The sequence below is a fragment of the Streptomyces sp. DG1A-41 genome (genome assembly GCF_037055355.1).
Lineage (GTDB): Bacteria > Actinomycetota > Actinomycetes > Streptomycetales > Streptomycetaceae > Streptomyces.
On record NZ_CP146350.1, the window covers coordinates 8637373 to 8661359 of the forward strand.

The 23987-nt window shown below is 71.0% G+C and carries 19 protein-coding genes and 4 pseudogenes; 9 read left to right on the forward strand and 14 right to left on the reverse strand.

What is annotated here, in order from left to right; translation table 11 throughout:
* Positions 1–485: 485 nt before the first annotated feature.
* Both rfbC and V8690_RS39940 read right to left on the reverse strand, forming a co-directional pair.
* The gene (gene rfbC, locus V8690_RS39935; RefSeq protein ID WP_338784893.1) at positions 486–1094 is read right to left on the reverse strand and encodes a dTDP-4-dehydrorhamnose 3,5-epimerase; all 609 of its coding nucleotides are present in this window, start codon (positions 1092–1094) and stop codon (positions 486–488) included.
* A gap of 4 nt (positions 1095–1098) precedes the next feature.
* Positions 1099–3039 (reverse strand): glycosyltransferase family A protein, encoded by a 1941-nt coding sequence (locus V8690_RS39940; RefSeq protein WP_338784894.1) that lies wholly within the window; start codon positions 3037–3039, stop codon positions 1099–1101.
* 210 nt (positions 3040–3249) lie between these two features.
* On the opposite strand from V8690_RS39940, the gene V8690_RS39945 reads away from it, so the two are divergent.
* Together V8690_RS39945 and V8690_RS39950 are read left to right on the forward strand one after the other, a co-directional pair.
* On the forward strand, positions 3250–3759 hold the full coding sequence (locus tag V8690_RS39945; RefSeq protein ID WP_338784895.1) for a metallophosphoesterase: 510 nt from the start codon (positions 3250–3252) through the stop codon (positions 3757–3759).
* A 42-nt stretch (positions 3760–3801) separates the two neighbouring features.
* A pseudogene (locus V8690_RS39950) lies at positions 3802–4581 on the forward strand (methyltransferase domain-containing protein); the annotation flags it as partial.
* A 36-nt stretch (positions 4582–4617) separates the two neighbouring features.
* On the opposite strand, the gene V8690_RS39955 reads toward V8690_RS39950, so the two are convergent.
* Complete coding sequence (locus V8690_RS39955) at positions 4618–5724, reverse strand: XdhC family protein (protein WP_338784896.1); 1107 nt, start codon at positions 5722–5724, stop codon at positions 4618–4620.
* Positions 5725–5911: 187 nt separating this feature from the next.
* Between V8690_RS39955 and V8690_RS39960 the strand changes: the two genes are divergently transcribed.
* The gene (locus tag V8690_RS39960; RefSeq protein ID WP_338784897.1) at positions 5912–7885 is read left to right on the forward strand and encodes a translation factor GTPase family protein; all 1974 of its coding nucleotides are present in this window, start codon (positions 5912–5914) and stop codon (positions 7883–7885) included.
* An 82-nt stretch (positions 7886–7967) separates the two neighbouring features.
* Positions 7968–9827, forward strand: coding sequence for a cellulase family glycosylhydrolase (locus V8690_RS39965; RefSeq protein WP_338784898.1), 1860 nt, complete (start codon positions 7968–7970; stop codon positions 9825–9827).
* On the opposite strand, the gene V8690_RS39970 is transcribed toward V8690_RS39965, so the two are convergent.
* A complete protein-coding gene (locus V8690_RS39970; protein WP_338784899.1) occupies positions 9820–11076 on the reverse strand; it encodes a PQQ-binding-like beta-propeller repeat protein in 1257 nt (418 codons plus the stop codon). The two genes, V8690_RS39965 and V8690_RS39970, sit on opposite strands and share 8 nt — an antisense overlap.
* A gap of 163 nt (positions 11077–11239) precedes the next feature.
* Here V8690_RS39970 and V8690_RS39975 point away from each other — a divergent pair, with 163 nt between their 5' ends.
* A complete protein-coding gene (locus V8690_RS39975) occupies positions 11240–11899 on the forward strand; it encodes a TetR/AcrR family transcriptional regulator (RefSeq protein WP_338784900.1) in 660 nt (219 codons plus the stop codon).
* Between the two features lies 1 nt (position 11900).
* Here the strand turns inward: V8690_RS39975 and V8690_RS39980 are convergent, their stop codons facing one another.
* Positions 11901–12926 (reverse strand): helix-turn-helix domain-containing protein, encoded by a 1026-nt coding sequence (locus tag V8690_RS39980; RefSeq protein ID WP_338784901.1) that lies wholly within the window; start codon positions 12924–12926, stop codon positions 11901–11903.
* A 128-nt stretch (positions 12927–13054) separates the two neighbouring features.
* On the opposite strand from V8690_RS39980, the gene V8690_RS39985 reads away from it, so the two are divergent.
* Together V8690_RS39985 and V8690_RS39990 are read left to right on the forward strand one after the other, a co-directional pair.
* Entirely contained in the window at positions 13055–13948 is an 894-nt protein-coding gene (locus V8690_RS39985; RefSeq protein WP_338784902.1) for an NAD(P)-binding domain-containing protein, read from the forward strand.
* Positions 13949–14112: 164 nt separating this feature from the next.
* Entirely contained in the window at positions 14113–14322 is a 210-nt protein-coding gene (locus tag V8690_RS39990) for a hypothetical protein (RefSeq protein WP_338784903.1), read from the forward strand.
* Here the strand turns inward: V8690_RS39990 and V8690_RS39995 are convergent.
* Together V8690_RS39995 and V8690_RS40000 are read right to left on the reverse strand one after the other, a co-directional pair.
* Positions 14319–15278 carry an MBL fold metallo-hydrolase gene (locus V8690_RS39995; protein ID WP_338784904.1) on the reverse strand — a complete coding sequence of 320 codons (960 nt, stop codon included), beginning with the start codon at positions 15276–15278 and terminating at the stop codon, positions 14319–14321. The genes V8690_RS39990 and V8690_RS39995 overlap by 4 nt on opposite strands.
* A gap of 152 nt (positions 15279–15430) precedes the next feature.
* The gene (locus V8690_RS40000) at positions 15431–16360 is read right to left on the reverse strand and encodes a serine hydrolase (RefSeq protein WP_338784905.1); all 930 of its coding nucleotides are present in this window, start codon (positions 16358–16360) and stop codon (positions 15431–15433) included.
* A gap of 101 nt (positions 16361–16461) precedes the next feature.
* Between V8690_RS40000 and V8690_RS40005 the strand changes: the two are divergent.
* A pseudogene (locus V8690_RS40005) lies at positions 16462–17428 on the forward strand (LysR family transcriptional regulator).
* Between the two features lie 174 nt (positions 17429–17602).
* Here the strand turns inward: V8690_RS40005 and V8690_RS40010 are convergent.
* On the reverse strand, positions 17603–18199 hold the full coding sequence (locus V8690_RS40010) for a DinB family protein (protein WP_338784906.1): 597 nt from the start codon (positions 18197–18199) through the stop codon (positions 17603–17605).
* A 116-nt stretch (positions 18200–18315) separates the two neighbouring features.
* Between V8690_RS40010 and V8690_RS40015 the strand changes: the two are divergent.
* Positions 18316–18685, forward strand: a pseudogene (locus V8690_RS40015) (IS630 family transposase); the annotation flags it as partial.
* Positions 18686–18715: 30 nt separating this feature from the next.
* On the opposite strand, the gene V8690_RS40020 reads toward V8690_RS40015, so the two are convergent.
* The 6 genes and pseudogenes from V8690_RS40020 to V8690_RS40045 form a co-directional block, all read right to left on the reverse strand.
* A complete protein-coding gene (locus V8690_RS40020) occupies positions 18716–19225 on the reverse strand; it encodes a DinB family protein (protein ID WP_338784907.1) in 510 nt (169 codons plus the stop codon).
* Complete coding sequence (locus tag V8690_RS40025; RefSeq protein ID WP_338784908.1) at positions 19222–19716, reverse strand: SRPBCC family protein; 495 nt, start codon at positions 19714–19716, stop codon at positions 19222–19224. The genes V8690_RS40020 and V8690_RS40025 overlap by 4 nt, the downstream gene beginning before the upstream one ends.
* A 369-nt stretch (positions 19717–20085) precedes the next feature.
* On the reverse strand, positions 20086–20607 hold the full coding sequence (locus tag V8690_RS40030; protein ID WP_338784909.1) for a hypothetical protein: 522 nt from the start codon (positions 20605–20607) through the stop codon (positions 20086–20088).
* A gap of 635 nt (positions 20608–21242) precedes the next feature.
* Positions 21243–21407 (reverse strand): annotated as a pseudogene (locus tag V8690_RS40035) (bifunctional 5,10-methylene-tetrahydrofolate dehydrogenase/5,10-methylene-tetrahydrofolate cyclohydrolase); the annotation flags it as partial.
* A gap of 149 nt (positions 21408–21556) precedes the next feature.
* Positions 21557–21919, reverse strand: a complete 363-nt coding sequence (locus V8690_RS40040; protein WP_338784910.1) for a nuclear transport factor 2 family protein — start codon at positions 21917–21919, stop codon at positions 21557–21559.
* Positions 21920–22076: 157 nt separating this feature from the next.
* Complete coding sequence (locus tag V8690_RS40045; RefSeq protein WP_338784911.1) at positions 22077–23831, reverse strand: ABC transporter ATP-binding protein; 1755 nt, start codon at positions 23829–23831, stop codon at positions 22077–22079.
* Positions 23832–23987 lie beyond the last annotated feature (156 nt).

The window sequence follows — 23987 nt, forward strand, 5'->3', positions numbered from 1 at the left end:
TTCCGGGCTGCGGCGGGTGCCGGCCTCGCACACTGCACGCCCGGCCCGCCCGCGCCCCACACGGCCCCGGCTCGGCCTCGGGCGGGCTGGGGTGCCCGGCCCGCATGGGCTCGACCTGGTCTGGGCCAGCCTGGGGCGGTGCGGCGGCCGGTATCGCGTGGGCCCCTGTGGTCCGGGTGAGTCTCGGGCGGGCTGCGGCACTCGGTTCCGTGCGCTCCGTGTGGTCCGGGTGAGTCTCGGGCGCGCTGGGGTGCCCGGCACCGCAGCGCCCCACCTGGTCCGGGCCGGCCTGGGGCGCTGCGGTGCCCCGGATCGCATGGTCCCGGGCGGGCTGCGGCGCCCGGCCCCGTGCGCGTCCCGTGTGGTCCGAGTCAGTCCGGGCGCGCTGCGGCGCCAGCCCTGCACGTGTCGCGTACGGTCCGGGTCAGCCTCCGGCATCGCGCGGCCCGCCCGGATCCGAAAAGCCCCGCGTGCCGCAGAAGACGTCAGCCGTCCTTCTGCCGCCCCCGCAGCTCCTCGTAGTACGCCAGGCAGGTCTCATACGACGGCAGCAACCCCTGGCGTTCCGCCTCGGCCAGGGTCGGGGCCTGTGCGTCCTTGGGGGAGAGGAGCGGCTCGATGCCGTCGGGCCACTCGATGCCCAGGGCCGGGTCGAGCGGGTGGAGGCCGTGTTCGCGTTCCGGGGCGTAGCCCGCCGAGCACAGGTACACCACCGTCGCGTCGTCGGTCAGGGCCATGAACGCGTGTCCCAGCCCCTCCGCGAGGAACACCGCGTGCCGGGTGTCCTCGTCGAGCCGTACGGCCTCCCACCGCCCGTAGGTGGGGGAGCCCACGCGGATGTCGATCACCACGTCCAGGACGGCGCCGCGCATACACGTGACGTACTTGGCCTGGCTGGGCGGCACATCCGCGAAGTGCACACCCCGCAGCACGCCCCGTCGGGAGACCGAGCAGTTGGCCTGGGCCAGGGACAGGTCGTAGCCCGTGGCCTCACGGAACTCCGCGCCCCGGTACCACTCATGGAAGCTGCCCCGGTCGTCCGGGAAGATCTTGGGCTCCAGAACCCAGGCGCCCTCTATCCCCAGTGGTCGCATGCCGTCACTGTCCTCCGATCCTGGTACGGGAAACCTTCCGGCGCACGGTACCGAGCACGCGTCGCGCACGCCGTGCCACCCGCAGTGCGACACCGGGCCGGGGCACGGGCGCCACCTGCACACGCCCGCCTGCCGCGCGCAGCGCGAACGGCAGTCCGGTGTAGCGCGGCTGGGCGGCGTCCGGGGCCAGGCACAGGGCCATCCGCCAGACACCGCGCGAGAGGCTCTCGGCGGGCAGGGCCGCCGCCAGCACCGCCCCCGCCCCGTCCGCGGTGGGGGAGAGCGTGCCCGGCACTTCGGAGATCTGCCGGGAGGAGACGAACCGCAGCCGCACCTGCGTGTCGCCGGGGACATGCAGCGGAAGCACCGCACGGATACGGTCACCGGAGACGGTGACGCCGGACTGCTGCACGCGGCCCAGCCCGAGCCGGCTGCCCCGCACGCCGAGCTCCAGGGAGAGGTTGCCGTGGGGCTCCGTCCAGTACGGCAGTGCCGGACGGCCCCCGACGACCCCCACATCCGGCGTGGGCCGGCTCGCCCGCGGCGCCGGGCCCAGCCGGCATTCCTTGGTCCAGCCGCCCAGCTTGACCCGGACGAGCGCGTCCCAGACGCCGTCCTTCGGCAGGTCGGCAGGATCGACGGTGGCGGTCGCCCGCAGCACCAGCCGGACCTCCCCGCCGTCCCGGACGGACACGGTCTCGCGGGTGAACCGCACGGGCTGGAAGTACTGCGCTGCACTCGACCGCTCCCGCAGCAGCAGGTCCGCGGTGGCCTGGCCGAAGTGCGCGGCGGTCTGCGAGGCCACCCACTCCACCGCTTCCGACACGTCCTTGGGGGCGTCGTTCAGCGGCGTCGCCTCGGCGTCGGCCGGGAGGGTCATCGGCTCGCCGCCGGACGTGTACTCGGCCGTGAAGCCGACGCTGAGGGAGCCGTCCCGCCACTCCACGTGCCCGGGTGTCGCCTTGGGCGCGACACCGGCCTCCCACTGGGCGAAGGACACGACGTCGTCGTACCGGTCGGCCGCGGTCAGCGCGGCGACGACCTGCTGCGTCGGCTGGAGCCCGGCCGCGACGCCGGGCCCGAACCGCTCGACGACGACCTCGTGGATCTCGGCGAACAGCTCCCTGCGGTAGTCGTCCGGCAGCTTCAGGAAGCGCCGGGCCCGCAGCCGCTCGACCATCTCCACGCGCAGCCAGCGCCGGAAGAGCTTGTCGCGCACCGGCCCTGGCTCGGTGTACCGCTCGACGACGTCGAGGGCCTCGCGGAGGTTCTTGAAGTAGCCGACCGGATCGAAGCGTTCGAAACCGGCGTTGGAGCTGTCGTCCCGCCGGAGGTGGTAGTAGCAGACGTAGTCGCTGAGCACGGAGACGTTCTCCGCGCGCAGATACGCCTCGGCGATGAAGACGTGGTCCTCCAGGCGCCTTCTGCCCTCGGGGAAGCGCAGGCCGATGCGGTCCAGGAAGGCGCGGCGGACCATCTTGTGCGGGGTGAGGCTGTCGATGAGCGGGGCGTTCTCGACGGTGGCGCGCGGGTGGTTGCGGCGGAACAGCTCCACCGGCACCCCGCGGCCCTTGCCGGCCATCTTGCCCACGATGACGTCGGCGCCGTTGGCCACGCCGTAGTCGTACATCCGCTCCAGGGCCTCGTCGCCCAGGTAGTCGTCGTTGTCGACGAACATGACGAACTCGCCACGGGAGGCCTCGATGCCGACGTTGCGGGGCTTGCCCGACCAGCCGGAGTTCTCCTGGTGGATGACCTTCATCCGGGAGTCCTCGGCGGCGAGCGCGTCGAGCCGGGCCGGTGTCCCGTCGGTCGAGCCGTCGTCGACGAAGATCACCTCGTACTCGTCGGGAGGCAGCGACTGCCTCTGGAGCGAGGCGATGCAGTCCTCGATGTAGATCCCCGGGTTGTAGACGGGGACGATGACGCTGACCTTGACCGGCATCGGGTTTCCGGGCCCCTTCGGGTCGCTTGCCGTAGACGTCCTGTTGTACTGCGCGTTGCCTGATGCTAACCCGGTCGGCGATGCCGCCTCACCTTTCGAGACCTGGCCGTGATCATCTCCGGCCACGGTGCAACTGAGCTGCGCGGTCTGTCTGTTTGAAGGCCGACCGGATTCCCGGGTGGGGCGGTGGGAAGCCTCTAGGGTGAGGATGTGCGCCTGCTTTTCATGTCCGATACTCACCTGCCCAAGCGGGCCGAGGTCCTTCCCGCCCCCCTGCTGGCCGAACTCCCGCACGCCGACGTCGTGTTCCACGCCGGTGACTGGGTCGACACGGCCACCCTCGACCTGCTGGAGGACCGCTGCCGCAGGCTCGTCGGCGTGTACGGCAACAACGACGGACCGGACCTGCGCGCCCGGCTGCCCGAGGTGGCGTACGTGGAGCTCGGCGGGCTACGTTTCGGCGTGATCCACGAGACGGGCCCCGCCCAGGGCCGGGAGAAGCGCTGCGCCGCCCGCTTCCCCGACCTGGACGTGCTGGTCTTCGGCCACAGCCACATCCCCTGGGACACCACGGCCCCCACCGGTCTGCGCCTGCTCAATCCGGGCTCCCCGACGGACCGCCGCCGCCAGCCCCACTGCACGTACATGACCGCCACCGTCGCCGACGGCCGTCTCACCGACGTGGAACTGCACCGGCTGCCGCCCCGCACACACCGCTAGCCCGAGCGATCGCCGCACGAACCTCCCTGCCATGATCGGCGCATGGCGCGGGACGAGGGATACCTCCTGGACAACCGGCAGGTCGAGGCCGGTACCCGCTTCGACGCGCTGGCCGCTCTCTTCGACGCCTCGACGTTCCGGCACTTCGAGACGGTCGGGATCGCCGACGGGTGGCGGTGCTGGGAGGTCGGGGCCGGCGGGCCGAGCGTCGCCGCCTGGCTCCGCGAGCGCGTCGGGCCGCGCGGGCGCGTGCTCGCCACCGACATCGACGTGTCCTGGACCGAGGCGGCCGCCACCGAGGGGGTCGAGGTGCTCCGCCACGCCATCGGCCGAGACGAACCACCGGCCGGGCCCTTCGACCTGGTCCACGCCCGACTCGTGCTCGTCCACGTGGCCGAGCGCGACGCCGCGCTGCGCACCATGGTCCAGGCGTTGCGTCCCGGCGGCCGGCTGCTGGTCGAGGACGCGGACCCCGCGCTCCAGCCGCTGATCTGCCCCGACGAGTACGGCCCCGAGCAGGAGCTGGCCAACCGGCTGCGCACCGGCTTCCGCCGGCTGCTGCGGCAGCGGGGTGCCGACCTGGCCTACGGACGCAGGCTGCCGCGACTGCTGCGCGAGGCCGGCCTCGTCGATGTCGAGGCCGACGCCTACTTCCCGATCACCTCGCCCGCGTGCGACGTCCTCGAGGCGGCCACCGTCCGGCAGGTGCGGGACGAGCTCGTCGCCGAGGGCCTCGCCACGGACGAGGAGATCGAGCGGCACCTCGCCAACGTCGAGGCCGGCCGCCTGGACCTCGCCACCTCACCGATGATCTCGGCCTGGGCCGGCGGCCCGTCGACGACGGCTCGCGGCCCTGGCTCACCGGGGGCGGGGCGGATGCACCGCTCCCTCCGTGGCGGTGAGCGGGGCTCCGGTGCCGCCCCAGCGCAGCGCGACGATCTCGGCGGCGACGGACACCGCCACCTCCTCGGGCGTCCGGGCCCCGAGGTCGAGACCGACCGGTGAGCGCAGCCGGGACAGCTCCCGCTCGGTGAGCCCGGCCTCCACCAGCCGTTTCGCCCGGTCGGCGTGGGTACGGCGGCTGCCCATCGCCCCGATGTAGGCGGCGGGCCGGCGCAGTGCCTCCTGGAGCAGCGGCACGTCGAACTTGGGGTCGTGCGTGAGGACGCAGACGACCGTGCGCTCGTCGGTGTCCGTCTCCCGCAGGTAGCGGTGCGGCCACTCGGCGACCACCTCGACGCCCTCGGGGAAGCGCCGGGGCGTGGTGAAGACCGGGCGGGCGTCACAGACCGTGACCCGGTAGCCGAGGAAGTCCCCGATGCGGGCGACGGCCGCCGCGTAGTCGATCGCGCCGAAGACCAGCATCCGCGGCGGTGGTGCGAAGGACTGGAGGAACACGCTGACGGAGTCCTCGCGGCGCTGCCCCTCGGGACCGTAGTGCCGCAGGCCGGTGGCACCGAGAGCGAGCTCGCCGCGCGCGTCGGCGGTGACGGCCGCGTCCAGGCCGCTCGCGCCCAGCGCGCCCGACACCCGGTCCGGCCGGACGGCGAGCGCCGCCCCGCGCCGCGCCGGGCCGTCGGTCACCGTCGCCACGGTCACCGGCTCTCCGGCCGCGACGCAGTCCACGACCGCGCCGAAGGAGGGATCCAGCTCAGGCGTGACGGGACGTACGAGGAGCGTGATCTCACCGCCGCAGGTCAGGCCGACGGCGAAGGCGTTCTCGTCGCTGTAGCCGAAGGTCTCCAGCCGGGCCTCGCCGCTCGCCACGACGTCCTGCGCCAGCTCGAACACCGCACCCTCGACACAGCCCCCGGACACGCTGCCCACGACCTCCTCGTCAGGACCCACCGCCATCGCCGCGCCCGGGTCGCGCGGCGCGCTGCGGCTGACCTCGACGACCGTCGCGAGGCCGAACGGGAGCCCGGCCGCGTACCAGCGGCCGAGCACCGGGAGGATGTCACGCACGAGCGGCTCCTTCCACACGAGCCCACCGGGTACCCGACCGGCGGTTAATTCCGTTGTGGCCCACCGGCCCGGTCTGCTGCACTGCACGGGTCGACGACGTCACCGAGTCCCGAGGAGCCTCAGATGCGCACTGCGTCCATGTCCCCCCAGACAGGAACGGCTCTCTCTCCGAAGGACATGACGCTTCGTGCACGTGCTCAACCTCGGCATCCTCGCCCATGTCGACGCAGGTAAGACCAGTCTGACCGAGCGGCTGCTGCACGCGGCCGGGGTGATCGACGAAGTCGGCCGCGTCGACGACGGGAACACCCGTACCGACACTCTCGCGCTGGAGCGGCAGCGTGGCATCACCATCAAGTCCGCCGTCGTCTCGTTCCCGCTCGACGGTGTGACGGTCAACCTCATCGACACACCCGGTCACCCCGACTTCATCGCCGAGGTGGAGCGCGTGCTCGGCGTGCTGGACGGCGCCGTCCTCGTGATCTCCGCCGTCGAAGGGGTGCAGGCGCAGACACGGGTGCTGATGCGCACGCTCCAGCGGCTGCGCATCCCGACCCTGCTCTTCGTCAACAAGATCGACCGGCGCGGGGCGCGGGACGAGGAGGTGCTGCGGTCGATCTCGGCCCGCCTGACACCCGCGATCGTGCCGATGGGAACCGCCACCGGCCTCGGCACACGCGCGGCCCGCTTCACCCCCGGGCCCGGCCCGGCCGCCGCACTCGACGTCCTGGCCGACCACGACGACGCCCTGCTGTCCGCGTACGTCGAGGGCACCGTCACGGACCCCCTCCTGCGCGGGTCCCTCGTCGCGCGGACCCGGGAGGCCCTGGTCCATCCGGTCTACTTCGGTTCCGCCGCCACGGGCGCGGGCGTGGACGCGCTCCTGTCCGGCATCGAGGAGCTGCTGCCGGCCGCCGACGGGGACGCGGACGGGCCGGTCTCCGGAACCGTGTTCAAGGTCGAGCGGGGCCCGGCGGGTGAGAAGGTCGCCTACGCCCGGATCTTCTCCGGCACCCTGCGCACCCGCGACCGGATTCCCTTCGGGGCGGACGGCGCCGAAGGCAGGATCACCGCGATCAGCGTCTTCGGCCACGGCACGGACACCCGTGCGGACGCCGTCGCCGCCGGGCAGATCGCCCGGCTGCGGGGGCTTGCCGACATCAGGATCGGCGACGCGATCGGCGAACCCCGCAAGGCGTACGAGCGCTTCTTCGCCCCGCCCACTCTGGAGACGGTCGTCGTCCCGGGGCCCGGTGTGAACCGAGGCGCACTGCACCTCGCGCTCACCCAGCTCGCCGAACAGGACCCGCTGATCGGCCTGCGCCACGACGAACGCCGGCAGGAGATTTCCGTCTCCCTCTACGGCGAGGTGCAGAAGGAGGTCGTCCAGGCCACCCTCGCCGACGAGTACGGGCTCCACGTCACCTTCCGCGAGACCACCCCGCTGTGCGTCGAACGGCTCGTCGGCACCGGGCATGCCGTGGAGTTCAACAAGAAGGACCCGAACCCGTTCCTCGCGACGGTCGGCCTGCGCGTCGATCCCGCGCCGGTCGGCTCGGGCGTCGCCTTCCGGCTGGAGGTGGAGCTCGGCTCCATGCCGTACGCCTTCTTCAAGGCCGTCGAGGACACCGTGCGCGAGACCCTCGACCAGGGCCTGTACGGCTGGCAGGTCACCGACTGCACGGTCACCGTGACCCACAGCGGCTACTCACCTCGCCAGAGCCACGCCCACCAGGGCTTCGACAAGAGCATGTCGAGCACCGGGGCCGACTTCCGCGGCGTCACCCCGCTGGTGCTGATCAAGGCGCTGCGGCGGGCCGGGACACGGGTCCACGAGCCGATGCACCGCTTCCGTGTCGAGGCCCCGGCCGACACCCTCGGCGCCCTGCTGCCGGTCCTCGCCGGGCTCGCGGCCGTACCGGAGGCGACGCGCAACCGGGGCGACCTCTGCGTCCTCGAAGGCACCGTGCCGGCGGCCCGGGTGCACGCCCTCGGACAACTGCTGCCGGGGCTGACCCGCGGTGAGGGAGAACTGGAGAGCGCCTTCGACCACTATGCGCCAGTCACGCGCGGCACGATTCCGCGGCGCCCGCGCACCGACCACAACCCTCTGAACAGGAAGGAGTACTTGTTGAACGTGACACGAAGGGTGGGTGGTTGAGGTGTACACGCTGGCCGAGAGGGAACTTACTCCAGAGTCAGGGGTGTTGACGCTGTCCTGATATCACCGGACTGTAGTGGACATGCCGACTATCCGAGTACGTCTGCTGGTTGTCCTGGCTGTCCTCTTCGGCTCCCTGTCGGTGGCGGGCGTCCCGCCCGCCACCGCCGCGCCCCCTCCCGGCTCCCTCTGGTTCGACGACCCGACCGTCACCGTCGAGAACGGCCGCTTCACCGACGCCTCGGGCCGCGAGGTCGTCCTGCGCGGCTACAACGTCTCCGGCGAGACCAAACTGGCGGAGAACAACGGCCTGCCCTTCGCCTCCGTCGCTGACGCACGCAAGTCGGCGACCGCCCTGCGCGCCCTCGGCGGCGGCAACACCGTCCGCTTCCTGCTCTCCTGGGCCTACGCCGAACCCGAGCGCGGCAAGGTGGACACCGCCTATCTGGCCGCCGCCACCGCCCAGATGAAGGCCTTCCTCGACGCCGGCATCCGCGTCTACCCCGACTTCCACCAGGACCTCTACTCCCGGCACCTCTTCGACGCCGACAGCTGGTACACGGGCGACGGCGCTCCCAAGTGGGCGGTGGACGCCGGGGACTACCCCGACGAGTCGTGCGGGATCTGCCTCTTCTGGGGGCAGAACATCACCCAGAACGAGGCCGTGAAACGCGCCTCGTACGACTTCTGGCACAACGCGCACGGTGTGCAGGACGCCTTCCTCGCCACCGCCCAGAAGACCATGGCGTACGTCCAACAGCACCTGAACGCCGACCAGTTCAAGGGCGTCGTCGGCTTCGACCCCTACAACGAGCCGCACGCGGGCGTCTACGACTCCGGGCAGACCAGCCGCGCCTGGGAGAAGGACGTGCTGTGGCCGTTCTACGAGAAGTTCCGGGCCCGCATGGACGCGGCCGGCTGGCGCGACAAGCCCGCCTTCGTGGAGCCGAACCTCTTCTGGAACGCCAACCTCGACTTCCAGAAGCAGGAGGGCGGCCTGCTCGACGCCGGAAAGCTCGGGCCGCGCTATGTGTTCAACACCCACTTCTACGACCAGAAGGCCATCTCCGGCGTCTTCATGTGGGGCAAGGCGGCCGACGGCCAGTACGCGAACGACTTCCGCGCGGTCCGCGACCGGGCCGCCGCCGCGCAGACCGCCGCCGTGGTCAGCGAGTTCGGGCATCCCCTGGCGGGCAACGTCTCCGACAAGGCGCCCACCGTCCTGAAGGCGATGTACCAGGCGCTCGACTCACGCCTGAAGGGCGCCGACTGGTGGTCCGACCCGGCCGCCTCGGGGCCGGTGCTCTCCGGATCGCAGTGGCAGTGGGACATCTACAACGGCCGCCACCGCGAGCTGATGAACGGCAACCCCGACAAGGTGCTCACCGCCGGTGACGCCTGGAACGACGAGGACCTGTCCGCCGTACGCCTCGACGACACGGGAAAGCCGGTGCTGCGCCAGGACGCCCGGCTCCTGGACCGCCTCTACCCGAGCGCCACGGCCGGCACGACCGTCGGCTTCACCTACGAGGACCGCTCCCGGGACGGCTCGACGACCCTGACCTGGAACCCGGTGCCCAACTCCTTGCCGAGCGTGCGGCAGTTGGTGGGATCCGGACAGTACGGGCTGTTGCTGTGGCGCTCGGACGGCGGCCGGGCCCCCACCGAACTGCACCTGCCGGCGAGCTTCCCGGCCGCGTCCACCACGGTCGTCTCCGACCTGGGCACGGCCCACGCCCCGCCCGCGTACACCTCGACGACCCCGATCGGTGTGGCCCAGGAGCCCGGCGGCACGGGAAGCCGCCGCCTGCTGCTCACCGCGCCGGACTCGGGCGTCCTGCACTACGCGCTGGTGACCAACGGGGCGACGGCTCCCTCGGCGGATCTGCTGAACGCGGCCCGCTCCGAGCTGGCGGCGTGGGCGGCGAAGGAGGTCAACTAGCGGACGGGGTCGTCCAGCCGGCCTCCACATGACCGAGCCGGACGCGCTGCGGGTGGTCTCCGACCGGCACGGACGCGACCTTCTTCCCGGTGGCGAAGTCGATGGCCGTGACCTGGTCGGAGCCGCTCTCGGAGACGACGCACCTCTTGCCGTCACCGCTGACCGTGGCCCAGTAGGGCTTGGCGGCGGTGACGAGCGGCCCCTCCTGGAGGGTGCCGCGGTCGACGACCGTGGCGTAGTCGTCCATGGTCCCCGCGACGCACAGCTTCTTGCCGTCCGGGCTCATCGAGAGGCCGTGGTGGCGCGAGTCGTTGACGAAGGTGGTGCGGTCGTCGCTGGTCGCCGGGTTCTTCGGCAGGGTCTTCGTGCGGGTGATCTTGTCGGAGGCCAGGTCGTACTCGAAGAAGCCGTGGAAGAACGACACCTGGAAGTACAGCTTCGACTCGTCCGGCGAGAACACCGCCGGCCGGACCGCGTCGGAATAGTCCTTGAGTCCGATGGCGTCCAGGCGCGGGCGCATGTCGATGACCTTGACCTGCTGGTACGTGGTCGCGTCGATGACGGTGATGCGGCGGTCGCCCTTCGTCCAGTCAAGCCAGGGCGCGTCGGTCTGTGTGTTCACCTCGCCGATCGACATGTTGTAGAGGTACTTGCCGTCCTGGGTGAAGATGTTCTCGTGCGGCTTGTCGCCGGTGGCGGCCTTGCCGAGCTGCTTGCCGGTCTCGATGTCCAGGACGTGCACGGTGTTGCCGGTCGAGGCCGAGACCGCGACCCGCTCGCCGTCGGGGGAGACCGCCATGTGGTCGGAGCGGAAACCGGACACCGGGAAGCGCCAGTTGATCCGCCCGGAGGCGAGGTCGATCGAGACGACGTCGGCGAAGCTGGGCCGCGAGACGACCACCGACTTCCCGTCCGGCGTGGAGTACATGTCGTCGACGAACTGGTCGTGTCCCTCGCCGACGGTGTTGCGGATCGTCATGAAGGCGATCCATCTGATCGGATCGGCGTTGATCTCCGCCATCCGCTCGTCCTTGTCGGGGATGACGTTGATCCGGCCGATCCTCGCGAAGTCGCCGGTGGACTTGATGACATCGGCGGTGCCGTCCCAGTTGTTGCCCACGAACAGCACCTGGCGCAGCGCGGCGGAGGCATCAGGGGCGTCCGCGTGGGCGGCGGCCGCGGGAAAGCCGGCGGTGAGGGCGAGGGCGGCGGTCAGGGAGCACAGATGCCGTCGTCGGAAGACGGGCATGGCTGATCCCTCCTCTGCGAGTGGGGTGAGGAATCTGAACACACGTGCTTTCAGAATGAACTTACTGCAAAGTAAGGAAGGGCGGCCTTCTCCACAAGACCGCGTGCACGACAAAATCCTGTCCGAGCGAGGAAGGGTGCTCGAACGAATGAAGGGAGAGCCGGTGCCGGGCAGACTCAGAGCGCCGACCGGCCGCTACGGCGGCAAGACCGCCGAGGAGCGGCAGGCCGAGCGGCGCCGGCGGTTCCTGGACGCCGCGCTCCAGCTGTTCGGCGACACCCCCGGCTTCCGCGCCACCACCGTCGCGGCGCTCAGCGAGGCGGCCGGGCTGTCCACGCGTCAGTTCTACGAGGAGTTCCGCACCCTGGAGGACGTGCTCGCGGCGCTGCACCTCCAGGTCAACGACTGGGCCGAGGCGGCGGTGCTGGAGGCAGCGGCCGGTGCGGCGGACCTGCCGCTCGTCGAGCGCGCGACCGCCATCTTCCGTGCCTACGCCGGGAACGTCGCCGCCGACCCGCGCCGGATCCGCATCACCTTCGTCGAGATCATCGGCGTCAGCCCGCGCCTGGAGGAGCAGCGCCTCGCCCGCCGGGCCGGCTGGATCGACCTCATCTGCGCCGAGGCCCGGGCGGCCGCCGCACGCGGGGAGGCGGCACCCCGCGACTACCGCCTCGCGGCGACGGGGTTCATCGGCAGCGTCAACGGCCTGCTGCACGACTGGAGCGCCGGCTGGGTCGACGCGACGCTGGACGAGGTCGTCGACGAACTGGTCCGGCAGCTGCTGGGGATCCTGCGGCCCCCTGGGTGGAGTCCGCAGACGTGACTCAGACCCTCATACGTCCACGCCCGGCCGCTTGCGCCCCGGGAAAGGCCCGCCGGTAGTCGCCGGGCGACACCCCGAGGTGCTTCAGGAAGTGGTGGCGGAGATTGTTGGCCGTGCCGAGGCCGCTCAGCTCCCCGACCTTCTCGATCGGCAGGTTGGTCGACTCCAGCAGGGAGCGGGCGCGACCGAGCCGCTGGTCGAGAAGCCACTGGAGAGGTGTCGTCCCGGTGACGGCCTGGAGCCGCCGGTAGAACGTACGCGGGCTCATCGCGGCCCGCCGCGCCAGGTCGGCCACGGTCAGCGGCCGGTCCAGACGGGCCCGAGCCCATTCGAGGACGGGCGCCAGCCCCTCGTCGTCGCCGGCCGGCACGGGCAGCTCGATGAACTGCGCCTGCCCGCCCGGCCGATGGGCGGGCACCACCATGCGGCGCGCCAGCTGGTTGGCGACGTGCGCGCCGAGATCGCGCCGCACCAGGTGCAGACACAGGTCGAGACCGGCGGTCAGTCCCGCGCTGGTGAGCACGTCTCCGTCGTCCACGTACAGCACCGACGCGTCGACGTGCACCTTCGGGTAGCGCTCGGCCAGCTGGCCGGTGTGCATCCAGTGGGCGGTGGCGCGCCGTCCGTCGAGCAGGCCCGCCTCGGCGAGCGCGAAGGCACCGGTGCACAGGGAGACCATGCGGGCGCCCGCGTCATGAGCCCGGCGCAGGGCCTCGATCAGCTCCCGCGGCAGCGGCCTGCCCTCCTCGACACACGGGTCGGGCACCGAGGGCACGATGACCGTGTCGGCACCGACCAGGTCGTCCAGGCCGTACCGGGTGCGCAGGCTCAGGCCATGACCCTCCGCCGCGCCGTCCCCCTTCACCGGCCCGGCCCCGGTCCCGCACAGCCGCAGGTCGTACCAGGGATCGGCCAGATCGGGCTGCGGCTTGCCGAACACGGTGCACGGGATGCTCAGTTCGTACAGATCCCACGAGGGAACCCCGATCTCCTCGGTCACGACCACGGCGACAGAACCGGCACTCATGCTCCGCAGCCTATGGCAGGAATTTGGTGGAGGCCGTCACCGCTGTCACTGTTCCCGATCTACATGCCCTGCGAACGTGTCCGTACGTGATCACACGTCACCTTTCAATGGGCTCAGAGGAGTTGGGCATGAACGCAACCGCAGAACACCGGCCGGTCACCGTCGTCGGACTGGGCTCGATGGGGTCGGCCCTGGCCGCCACGCTGCTGGACCGGGGCCACCCGACCACCGTCTGGAACCGTTCCCCGGACAAGGCCCGCTCCCTGGTCGACCGGGGCGCCCGCCTGGCCGGCACACCCCAGGAGGCGATCGCCGCCTCCCCCCTGACCATCGCCTGCGTGCTGGACTACGAGGCGCTGTACACCGTCCTCGACCCGGCCGCCGCCGAGCTGTCGGGCAGAACCCTGGTCAACCTCACCTCCGGCTCTCCCGAGCAGGCCCACGAGGCCGTCAAGTGGGCCCACTCCCACGGGGCCGGCTACCTCGACGGCGCCATCATGACCACCCCGCCCGGCGTCGGCGACCCCGCCATGATGTTCCTCTACAGCGGCTCCCGGGAGGTCTTCGAAGCCCACCGCTCCACCCTGGCGATTCTCGGCGACCCGCTCCACCTGGGCACCGACCCCGGCCTCGCCTCCCTCTACGACGCCGCCCTGCTCGGACTGATGTGGTCCACCATGACCGGCTGGCTGCACGGCACCGCGCTGGTGGGCCCCGGGCGGACATCCGCCACCGCCTTCACCCCGGTGGCGATCCGCTGGCTGAGCACGGTGGCGGGCTTCCTCACCACGTACGCGCCCCAGGTGGACGCCGGCCGCTACCCGGGCGACGACGCCACCGTCGACGTGCAGATCGCGGCCATCGACCATCTCATCCACGCGGCCGCGGCCCGTGGCATCGACAACGCGCTCCCTGAGCTCCTGAAGGCAGCCATGCAGAAGGCCAGCGCCGCCGGCCACGGACAGGACAGTTACGCCAGCCTGATCGAGGTCCTGAGGAATCCCGCCGCCGGCGAGGCCTGACACCCGCTGGAGCGACACCAGCAGCGCGCCTCCCAACACCGCCGATCCCGAGTACGAAGGTGTTTTCTTCCTCCCTGATGTGACCGGTAGGGCGTGTCTGTGGATCAGCTTCCTGGTGACGGGTGCGTTGTGCGTCGGTCGTGGTCCTACCGGATTGTGTTGCCGTGAGCCTTCGGGAACGCACGGACAGCCTCAACCAGCACTGGCGGCTGGTCTCCCACGCAGAGCGAGGCCACGACTTCTACCTGGTCTCGGTCGTGCACCCTCGCTGCGCCCTGGCCCTCGCCGACCACCTCCAGGGCAACGACCGCCTCAACACCCCGGCCATACCAGGGAAGTGCCTTGATCACGCCACCTTCTGCAACACCCTTTAGGCTCTCGTGGGTCGCATGGTGGCGTCGTACACCGTGCGGTAGTCCGGGACGACGACCCGCGTTGCCGGGGATACCTTTTCGACCTGCGCGACGAACGCGTCCAGATCCATCACCGGGTCTCGTTCGGGAGAAGCGCTCAGGGGTACTTCGAAGTTGTCCCAGTGGACGGGCACGGCCACGCGAGGGTGGTCCAGCGCACGTAGCAGCCGGGGCACGTAGCGGTGTGTGGTGGTGCTGGAGGGCACGGCGATCATTGCGAGGTCGGGGCGCAGGCCCCGCACCGCCCGCTCGGCGAAGTCGCTGGCACCCATGAGGAACGCCGACGGGCCGCTGTAACCGGCAGTCACCTGGAAGGCGAGGGTGTCGCCCTCCGGCAGGTCCGAGATGGTGCGCGGGGCAGTCGGGGGCGGGGCGTTCAGCGTGCCCGGGGCGAAGTAGGAGCACTTCTTGTTGCGGCTGTGCAGGCTCGGCACGACCTCGACGGTGATCCCGTCGAAGTCCAGTACCTCGCCGCCCTTCACCACGGAGATCTGCGCCGGGTCGACGCCCAGCGCGACCAGCAGGTGGTACGTGGTCTCGGTGCCGACGACGCGTGCGCCGGTGGTCTTGGCGATGTGGGGTACGTCGGCGAGGTGGTCCCAATGGGAGTGGCTGACCAGGACGAGTCCGGGGCGGCCGATGTGCGCGTCCACGACCTCTGGCCGGGTCTGCAGCGGGGTCCGAGGGTCGAAGGTGCCTTCGTACAGGCCGGTGGTGAAGCGGGTGAGGTACGGATCGAAGAGTACGGTCCGGTCGCCGACGTCGATGCGCCAGCCGGCGGTGCCGAGCCAGCGGAACGAGGTCGAACCGGCGGCTGAGCCGCTGCTCCGGCTGTCGTCCGCCTCCGCGGCTGACGCGGTGCCGGCCGTGGCCGGGATCAGCGGGGAGGCGGCACCGAGCGCGGCACCGCGCAGCACTGAACGACGGTTGAGCCTGCGGCCGGAGGACACATCTGATCTGTCCGTGACATGTGTGTCGTGGGTCATGAGGTCAGGAGATCAGGGCGTGAACGGCCGTGTCCAAGACCGGAGTCAGGCCCTGGTGATACACGAACGCATATGTGACCTGGTCACCGGCCGTCTCCGTGGCCGCGGAGGAAGCCGACCGCGATGCCGGCGGCCTTGCCTATGGCGGCGTCCACCGTCGTGCGGGAGGCGGCCAGGTCCTGGGTGCGGGCGAAGACGGCGATCGCGTAGTACTCGCCGTCGGGGTAGCGGACGACGCCCGCCTCCATGTGCAGCCCTGGCAGGGTTCCGGTCTTGGCCGCGATCGTGACGTCGTCCGGGAAGCCCGAGACCAGTCGGTGGCGGAAGACCTGGCGGCTCATCAGGTCCCGTACGAACGCGCAGGCTTCCGGCGGCCCGGCGGCATCGCTCCAGATGAGCTGGAGCAACCGGGTGATCTCGCGGGGTGTGCTCGCCGTGGTGTGGCGGGGGTCCAGCACGGCGAGTCGCCTCTTGCGGTCGTCCGGCAAGGCCGGGTAGCGCACGGCGAACTCCCGCTCGTCACGCGCCCCGACCTCCGCGAGCATCGACTCCAGCAGCTCTCGCGGTCCGCCCGCGATCCGGGTCCGTTCCAGGCCGAGTTCTTCCGCGAGCAGCCGTACGGTGTCCAGGCCCACGCGGGCCAGCAACAGGTCGGCCGCCGAGTTGTCGCTGACCGACATCGCGAAGTGGGCCAGGTCGCGCAGCGACAGCTCGACGTCATCCAGACAGCCGGCGGTCCCCCAGCCACCGAGCCGGTCTGCCGCGGTCACCCGCACCCTCTCCCGCGGGTCGAGCTGGCCGGCGACGACCTGCCGGGCGAACTCCAGCACCATCAGCACTTTGAAGATCGAGGCGATCACGACAGGATCGTCGGCACCCACGGCCACCTCACGGGCACCCGGCTCCACTCCGGCCTCCCCGGCGACCGTCTTGCGCAAGCGAACGGGAATCGCGTGCAGCTGCCCTTCGGCCCCAGCCCTCGCGAAAACCTGCCGAATGCGCTCCTCTGTCACTGCTTCCCCCTTGCCATCGGTGCGTACTGATCCTCGCATCGCAGTCGGCCCACCAGCTGATCCATCCCGCTCGCAGCCGCCCTCACGTACGATCCTTGATCGTGGATCTCTTACGCCACCTGCGTCTGTTCGTCACCGTAGCCGACGAGCTGCACTTCAGCCGGGCAGCCGAGCGGCTGGGCATGGCGCAGCCGCCGCTCAGCCAGGCGATCCGCAAACTGGAAAAGGAGCTCGGTACAGAGCTGTTCGACCGCTCGCAGCGCGGCGTCCGCTTGAGCGCCGCCGGGGCGGCACTGCTGGAGGAGGCTCACGAACTCCTCGACCGGGAAGAGAGGCTGCGCACGCTGGCCCGCCGCGCCGCCGATGGCGGCCTCGGCACGCTCCGCGCGGGCGTACCGCCCGACACCACTGCCGCAGTGCTGTCCGCGCTGCTCTCTGCCTGCGCGGAGCACGCTCCGGAACTCTCCGTCGACCTGCAGGAGGTCACCACCGAGGAACAACTGCGGCTGCTCTCCTGCGGCGGGCTGGACGTCGGACTCGTGCACCACCCCGTCGACGCCACCGAACTGCAACTCGGCCCCGAAATCTCGCTGGACCTGGGAATCGTCCTGCCTCGCACGTCGCCGCTTGCCCGGCTGCCGGAGGTGCAGCTCGGCGAGCTCTCCGGCCACGACCTGGTGATCTTCCCCCGGGCACACGCACCCGGCTGGTACGACCGGATCCTCGACGTGTGCCGCAGCGAGGGCTTCGTCCCCGGCCGCCTGCGGCACGCGTCCAACCCCGAGTTCCTGCTCGCCCTCGTGACGGCGGGGCACGGAGTCGCCTTCGACCAGGGGCCGGTGGCCCGCAAGGAACCCCGCGTCGCATGGCGGCCACTGGCCGACCGCCCTCTCACCCTGTGTATCAGTGGCGCCTGGCCAGGCCTGGCGAGCCCACCCGGCCGCAGGCCGTTTCGCGGAACTCGCGCGCGGCGTCCTGGCCCGCGACCACACCGCGCACATGCGGCGTGACGGCATCTCGGAGCAAGGGGACGAGCCCCCGCGCCCGTGGTCGGTGGTCTACGGCTAGTGCGGCTGCTGTCCGCTCCAGCAGGCGCAGCCGCACCGGAAGAGGAGGCGTGAGTGCCTCCTGGAACGAGTCCTACCGCCTCGCCCCCAAAGCCCTGGCCGAGTAGAGCGCGGCCAGTTGAGCGGCGCCGCATGACCGACCCCGGAGCCAGCGGGGTCGGCCAGCAGAGCGACATCAGCCGTTGACCTCCCGCGCCACGCGCTCCAGTCGGCTTCGGTGGCCCTCCCACTCAGCCTGATCACCTGGTGGCATGTTGTCCTTGCCCTGCAAATACCCGACGGCTCCGTCGATGAGTTCTCGCACGATGTCGGCGTGGCCGGCGTGCCGCTGAGTATCGGAGATCACGCGCACCAGGATGTGGTGCAGCGTCACCTCTCGACGTTCTTCCGGCCACCACGGGACGTGGCCGATCGCGTCAAGCGTGAGCGTCGCGATCGTGCTGTTGGAGTGCTCCCACGCGTCGCGATACAGCCCAACGATGTCTTCACGTGACTCGTCTGTCGTGGCCCACATGTCCGAGTTGGGTTCTGCCTCCTGCGTATACCACCAGGGCGGCGGCTCCTCGTCGAAGAACGGCCGCCCAAACGTGTCGCCGAAGTACCCCAGCTCCACGCTGGCGACGTGTTTGACCAGCCCCAACAGGTTCGTACCAGTGGGGGTCAGGGGGCGGCGGATGTCGTATTCCGAGAGCCCATCGAGCTTCCATAAGAGCGCATCTCGCCCTTCTTGCAGATACCGGAGAAGGTCCGCTTTCGGGTTCGGTTCGATCATGCCCGGCAGTCTTCCATCCGGCACTGACAGCCGGGCTCCACAGAACGACGAGGACGCAAAGGCCCGCCGAGCCGGTCAAAAGTCACCGACATTGATCTTGCCTGACGCCGCGAAACGGGTCGCGCTGGGCGGGGCACGGTCGGCCCGAGCGGCATCCCGCGACCTACCACCGCGCCCACTGGGTGCGCTACTTGCACGGCTACTCGGTCGGCGAAGACACCCTGTGGGGCGTCAACCGCAGGAAGAAGAGAGCCGCGAACACCCTGTCCGCCCGCAAGGGCGACACCATCAGGCGCTGGGCGAAGAAGAACCGGGTCCAACTGTGTTGCACCCCTACCTGCGCGTCCTGGGCCACCCGCCGAGGCACACCTCGGGCCGTTGCGGCAGTCCACCGTCGCCAACTCCAACCACCGCAACCACACCGCACAGACCCGCGCCCTGCATGTCTACCTGTCCTGGCGCAACACCAACCCACGCCATCCTGAAGAACCCGGCGAACCCAATCCGGTCACAGAACTAGCCGGCGTAGGGGCTGCCGCCCAGCCAGGTAGTGCCGTCGATCAGTTCGCGCGCCGCGTCCAAGTGGCCGCTGTGGCAGGCAACTTCGGTGAGCACGTGGATCAGGATGTGCCGCACGTCAGGCAGCCGCCAGGTCGGCCAGATCTCCACGGGCCAGGCGACGGGCTTCTGTTCGGGCGCAGCGGCGGCGAGCACACCGTCCGCACGCACGATGGCCGCCCGGTAGTCGGCGAAGACCTCCTCGGCGCTCATCCCCTCCGGTACGTACCAGTGCGCCTCCGCGCCCGCCGCGAGCTGTCCGGCCACATCCGGCTCGCCCGCGATCACCCCGGGGAACCAGAAGCGTTCGACATCCAGGGTGAGGTGGCGCAGCAATGCCAGGCAGTTCCAGCCGCTGGGCAGCACCGCCCGTCGCAGATCCTCCTCCGAGAGCCCTTCGAGGATCCCGAGGACGTGTTCGCGCTGGCGGTCAAGGGCGCTCCTGAGGGCCTCGAGTTCGGCGTTCACCGGGCGGCGCACAGTTCAGCGAGGCGTTCCAGGGTGCTCGTCATCTGCGTCTGCCACCAGGCGCGCCCGCTGTCCACTTCCGCGCGTTTGTCCTCCGGCATGCGCGAACCGTCGAAGATCTCCGTCACGACCGTCGCCCCAGTCCCGTCCGGGAGCAGGTCGAAGATCCACCGGTGGCCCCACGCGGCCCCGGATGCGGTGGCGTCGGGGTGCCCGCGACCGGGCCTCGGCTCCCAGCCGATACGGCGGTCCGGCTCGTACTCGACGACGTGGTTGTTCATCTCGTAGTCGCCAAAGCGCGCGTAGTGCATCCGCATCACGAAGACGTCCCCGACGCCCGTGACCACGGCGCCGGAGACGCCACCGCGCAGCATCCCCGAGCCGTCGAGGTCCGGGTGCCGCCCGGGGTCGGCCAGGATCCTGAAGATGTTCCCCGCAGGGGCCTCGATGCGCCGGGACACCACCACGGGCTCGCCTGTCGTACTCGTCATCCGCGCGCCTCCGTCAACCACAGAGCATGAGGTGGACTTTCCGCCTGGACGCTACACCGGGGGTATGACAACACCTGGCCGAGCAGGCTGGCTCGTGCCTCGCGCATACATGGAGCTGCTGGACGCCACGGTGCGTCGACGCACGATGCGGAGGACGGCACCTCAACGCCGATGTTGTCGGCCCGCTCCCGCCATGCCTCCGTCCGTCCCTGGAGAGATACGACCAGCACGTCGCCGAGCGCGGCCCTGCGGCCCGCCGACGTGGGTGAATCCGGGCACTCAGGGCTTCAAGATCATCCCGTGGCCCGTTTTGGGCTTGTCTCGGCGCCCCCCAACTCGACCGCAGGCCGCCGATGATGCACGAGTTCGTCAGGCGGCATGGTGGATGACGAGCTTGAACTCGGCGAGGGTCACAAGACGCGGGTTGGCGTCGTTGTGCGTGACTCGGAGCGCAACCGGGGTGCCCGGGTCGACGAACACGCCGTGGTTCTTGACGTAGTACTGGCCGCCGGGCGTCGGCGTGCGGTGCTCGGTCGCCGTGGTGTCGTTGGGATTGGGCGTCAGGCCCAGCGGGTCACGTACGTACTGGTCGCGCAGCTCGCTGTAGCCGCCCGTGCCGCTGGCGGCCTCCCACTGGATCATCGCGTGCAGGTGGCCCCAGCCGGCTTGGGACGGCCAGATCAGGCCGCTACGGTCGTCTGTCGCCCAGTCACTCACCACGTAGCCGTCCGGCTGGACGGCCTGGTGCATCGCGAATCGGTCCGTCGACTCCGCCGCTCCGAAGGGGAAACGGACGATCTTGTACGCGGTCCCCGGCGCGATCAGCTGCGGCGTATCGACCTTGAGAGAGCAGACCTGAACTCCGGGCGCAGCGCCACCATCCGTAGCCATGGTTCAGACACTGCCCGCCGCCGGACGACGCCATGCACACGCCGAAGTGCCGCGATGCGCCACGCGCCCACCTCTGACGCTGCCCACTGGCGGTCTGAGGCACGGCGTCTAGGTCGGCTTCTCGCCGGCCGACTGCCACGGACCGGAGCACGCCGAGACAAGGGATGGCCGAGGGGTTCGACGGCAAGTCGGTGAGGGGGCGGGGCTCTCCCTGCCGCGGAGGGCCCTCGGGGTGCGGGAAGTCTTCCCCCGTGGGCGGGGGTGCTGCCCCGGATACGGGCCGAGGGGATGAGCGTGTCCGAGCTGCGGCCCGTGCCCGGCGGGCGGGCGGCCGCCGTACTGGCTCGGGGTCTGATCGGGGTCCTGGAGCCGCGGCTCGGTGAGGTCGGACGGCTCGTGAAGGCCGAGGAGCTGCCGGGCTCCTGGAGACCGCCAGTGATGTGCCCACCGAGCTGCGCGGCATCATCCTCGACCGTGCTGAGAGGGCGGGGCACGTCGTCTTCGTTGATCAGCTGGAGGAGCTCGCAGCCGCCGAACAGGTCGCCGCGCGCGACCTGTTCGGCCTGCTCACCGCGTTGGCGGGCAAGGACGGTGCGGCCGTGTTGCGGGTCGTCGCCACCCGTGTGGCAGCCCTTCTGCTTCATCCGGACGTACGTGACGCCGGGTCCTCGCCGATCAGAACCGTCGCGAGGCACGGTGCCGTGCCGATCCGTTCGGTGAGGCCGGCCGCCCGTTTGCCGGTCTCCTCCAGCAATCCGCCGGGCGAGCGAGGTGCCCTCCATGAGCCGTGCCTGCGACATGATCCACTCCTGGGCCGGTCATTCCGGTTCGCCCAGGCGCACGGCATCGACTTCCGCGGGGCCGCTCCCCGGTGGTGCTCCCCTCAGCGCCAGTCACGGCCCGGCCCCACCCTGACCGAGCCCCCACGGGACTCGTCGGCGTGTTCCTCCTACTCGTCCCAGGCCTGGATCAGGGTCTGCTCGGCGATCTTGCCGTCCCGCAGCGAGAGCATGGACTCGGACAGGACGCGCACACCGTCCGTGTACTCGCAGCTCTCGCTGTAGGCGGCCTCGTCGCCCTGGACGACGCACCGCTCCAGCTTGTGCGACATGTCGCGGCTGTAGACGTCCTCCAGCATCCGGCTGATCTCGTCCCGGCCGTGCAGGACCTTGGGGTGGCTGGGCTGGGTCGTGCGGTCGACGATGCGGAACTCCGCGTCGTCCGCGTAGAGCGAGAGCAGAAGGTCCGGGCGTCCCTCCAAGCCCCGGCGCAGTGTCTCTCTGTCGAAGGCGGGCTCTGCCGCGGTTCCCATGATGACCTCCTTCGAAGGGCCGCGACCCGGTCGGAAGCGGGCCGCGAGGGGCCTCTCCTGTCGAGGCTCCTCCCGTCCGGCGGGCTCGGCAAACGGAGCCGGACCACTGGGCCTGACGGGTGAGCGGAACCGCCCGCCCGTATCCGCGCCCGCCGCCTCAGCCTTCCGCGGCCAGGAACTGCGTCGCAGCCAGCTCCGCGTAGAGCGGATCGGCGGTCACGAGCTCGCGGTGCGTGCCGACCGCCCGGACCCGGCCCGCGTCCATCACCACGATCCGGTCGGCCATCGTCACCGTGGACAGCCGGTGCGCCACCACCAGGACCGTCGTCGTACGGGCCACGTCCGCGACGGTGTCGCGCAGCGCCGCCTCGTTGACCGCGTCCAGCTGCGAGGTCGCCTCGTCGAGCAGCAGCAGCCGGGGGCGGCGCAGCAGCGCGCGGGCGATGGCGACACGCTGCCGCTCACCGCCCGACAGCTTGGTGCCACGATGCCCGACGAGCGTGTCGAGACCGTTCGGCAGCCGGGCGACCAGGCCGTCGAGACGGGTCGTCTTCAGCACCCGTGCGAGGGCGTCGTCGTCCGCCTCCGGATGGCCCAGCAGCAGGTTGTCCCGCAGGGAGCCCGAAAGGACCGGCGCGTCCTGCTCCACGTAGCCGATCGCGGCACGCAGTCGGGGCAGCTCCCAGTCGGCGAGGTCGCGCCCGTCGAACGTGATCACCCCGGAGTCCGGCTCGTAGAACCGCTCGATCAGCGAGAAGACGGTGGTCTTGCCGGCGCCGGACGGGCCCACGAACGCCGTCATGCCCTGCGCCGGCACGGAGAACGTCACGCCGTGGTGGACGTACGGCAGGTCGTCGGCGTAGCGGAAGCGGACGTCGTCGAAGGCGAGGGTGGCGGGCCGCTCGCCGGGGGAGGGGAGCGGGGCGGGGGCGGCCTCCGGCTCGGCGGGCAGCCGCAGCGCCTCCTGGATGCGGGTGAGGGCCGCGGCGCCCGTCTGGTACTGCGTGACGGCGCCGACGACCTGCTGTATCGGCGACATCAGGTAGAAGACGAACAGCAGGAACGCGACCAGCGTGCCCACGTCGATCGCGCCGGTCGCCACGCGCGCGCCGCCCACCGCGAGCACCGTGATGAAGGCGATCTGCATGGCGAGCCCCGCCGTGTTGCCCGCGGCCGCCGACCACTTGGCGGCCCGCACGCTCTGTCGCCACGACTCCTGCGCCGCCGCGTGCAGCGTGCGTTCCTCCCGGTGCTCGGCACCGGACGCCTTCACGGTGCGCAGGGCGCCGAGGATCCGCTCCAGCGAGGCGCCGATGACACCCACCGCGTCCTGCGCCTGCCGGCTCGCCTTGTTGATGTGCGGCACGATCACGCCGAGGATCACGCCCGCACCCAGGATCACGGCCAGCGTGACGCCCAGCAGCACGGCGTCCACCAGACCCATCATCACCACCGTCGCGACGAGCGTGAGACCGCCCGTGCCCAGCCCGACCAGCGAGTCGGTGGTGACCGCGCGCAGCAGGGTGGTGTCCGAGGTGATGCGGGCCATCAGGTCCCCGGGTTCGCTGCGGTCCACGGCCGTGATCCGCAGCCTCAGCAGATACGACGACAGGGCACGCCGCGCGCCGAGCACCACCGACTCGGCGGTGCGCTGCAACACGTACGAACCCAGCGCTCCGACCGCCGCGTTGGTCACGACCAGGCCAGACATCGCCAGCAGCGCGCCGGTGATGGCCCGGTCGTGCGCCAAATCGTCGATCAGACCCCGCGCCACCAGCGGCAGCACCAGCCCGGTCGCCCCGGTGACCAGCGAGAGCGCGGCACCGGCGAGCAGGGACCGGCGGTGCGGCCGGACGTATCCGAGGAGCAGCCGCCAGGCGGGTGTACCGGTCTCGGTCTCTGCGATGCTCACGTCGCTCCTCGGGCGTCGGGCGGAGCGTTCAGGTTACGGGGGCCGCAGGTACGGTGCCCGGCGTTTTCGGACAGCGCGTGAGCTGGTGATACGGCGCCGCGGGTGGCCGATCCGGATCCCTTGCCGATCAGTCGCGCGTAGGGTCGGAAAGGAAGG

Coding starts and splice junctions, on each gene's coding strand:
- V8690_RS39940 (WP_338784894.1), bottom strand. CDS start 3,039: ATGCCGGTCAAGGTCAGCGTCATCGTCCCCGTCTACAACCCGGGGATC.
- V8690_RS39985 (WP_338784902.1), top strand. CDS start 13,055: ATGAACGCAACCGCAGAACACCGGCCGGTCACCGTCGTCGGACTGGGC.
- V8690_RS39965 (WP_338784898.1), top strand. CDS start 7,968: ATGCCGACTATCCGAGTACGTCTGCTGGTTGTCCTGGCTGTCCTCTTC.
- V8690_RS40010 (WP_338784906.1), bottom strand. CDS start 18,199: ATGATCGAACCGAACCCGAAAGCGGACCTTCTCCGGTATCTGCAAGAA.
- V8690_RS39980 (WP_338784901.1), bottom strand. CDS start 12,926: ATGAGTGCCGGTTCTGTCGCCGTGGTCGTGACCGAGGAGATCGGGGTT.
- V8690_RS40025 (WP_338784908.1), bottom strand. CDS start 19,716: ATGACGAGTACGACAGGCGAGCCCGTGGTGGTGTCCCGGCGCATCGAG.
- V8690_RS40040 (WP_338784910.1), bottom strand. CDS start 21,919: ATGGGAACCGCGGCAGAGCCCGCCTTCGACAGAGAGACACTGCGCCGG.
- rfbC (WP_338784893.1), bottom strand. CDS start 1,094: ATGCGACCACTGGGGATAGAGGGCGCCTGGGTTCTGGAGCCCAAGATC.
- V8690_RS39970 (WP_338784899.1), bottom strand. CDS start 11,076: ATGCCCGTCTTCCGACGACGGCATCTGTGCTCCCTGACCGCCGCCCTC.
- V8690_RS40030 (WP_338784909.1), bottom strand. CDS start 20,607: ATGGCTACGGATGGTGGCGCTGCGCCCGGAGTTCAGGTCTGCTCTCTC.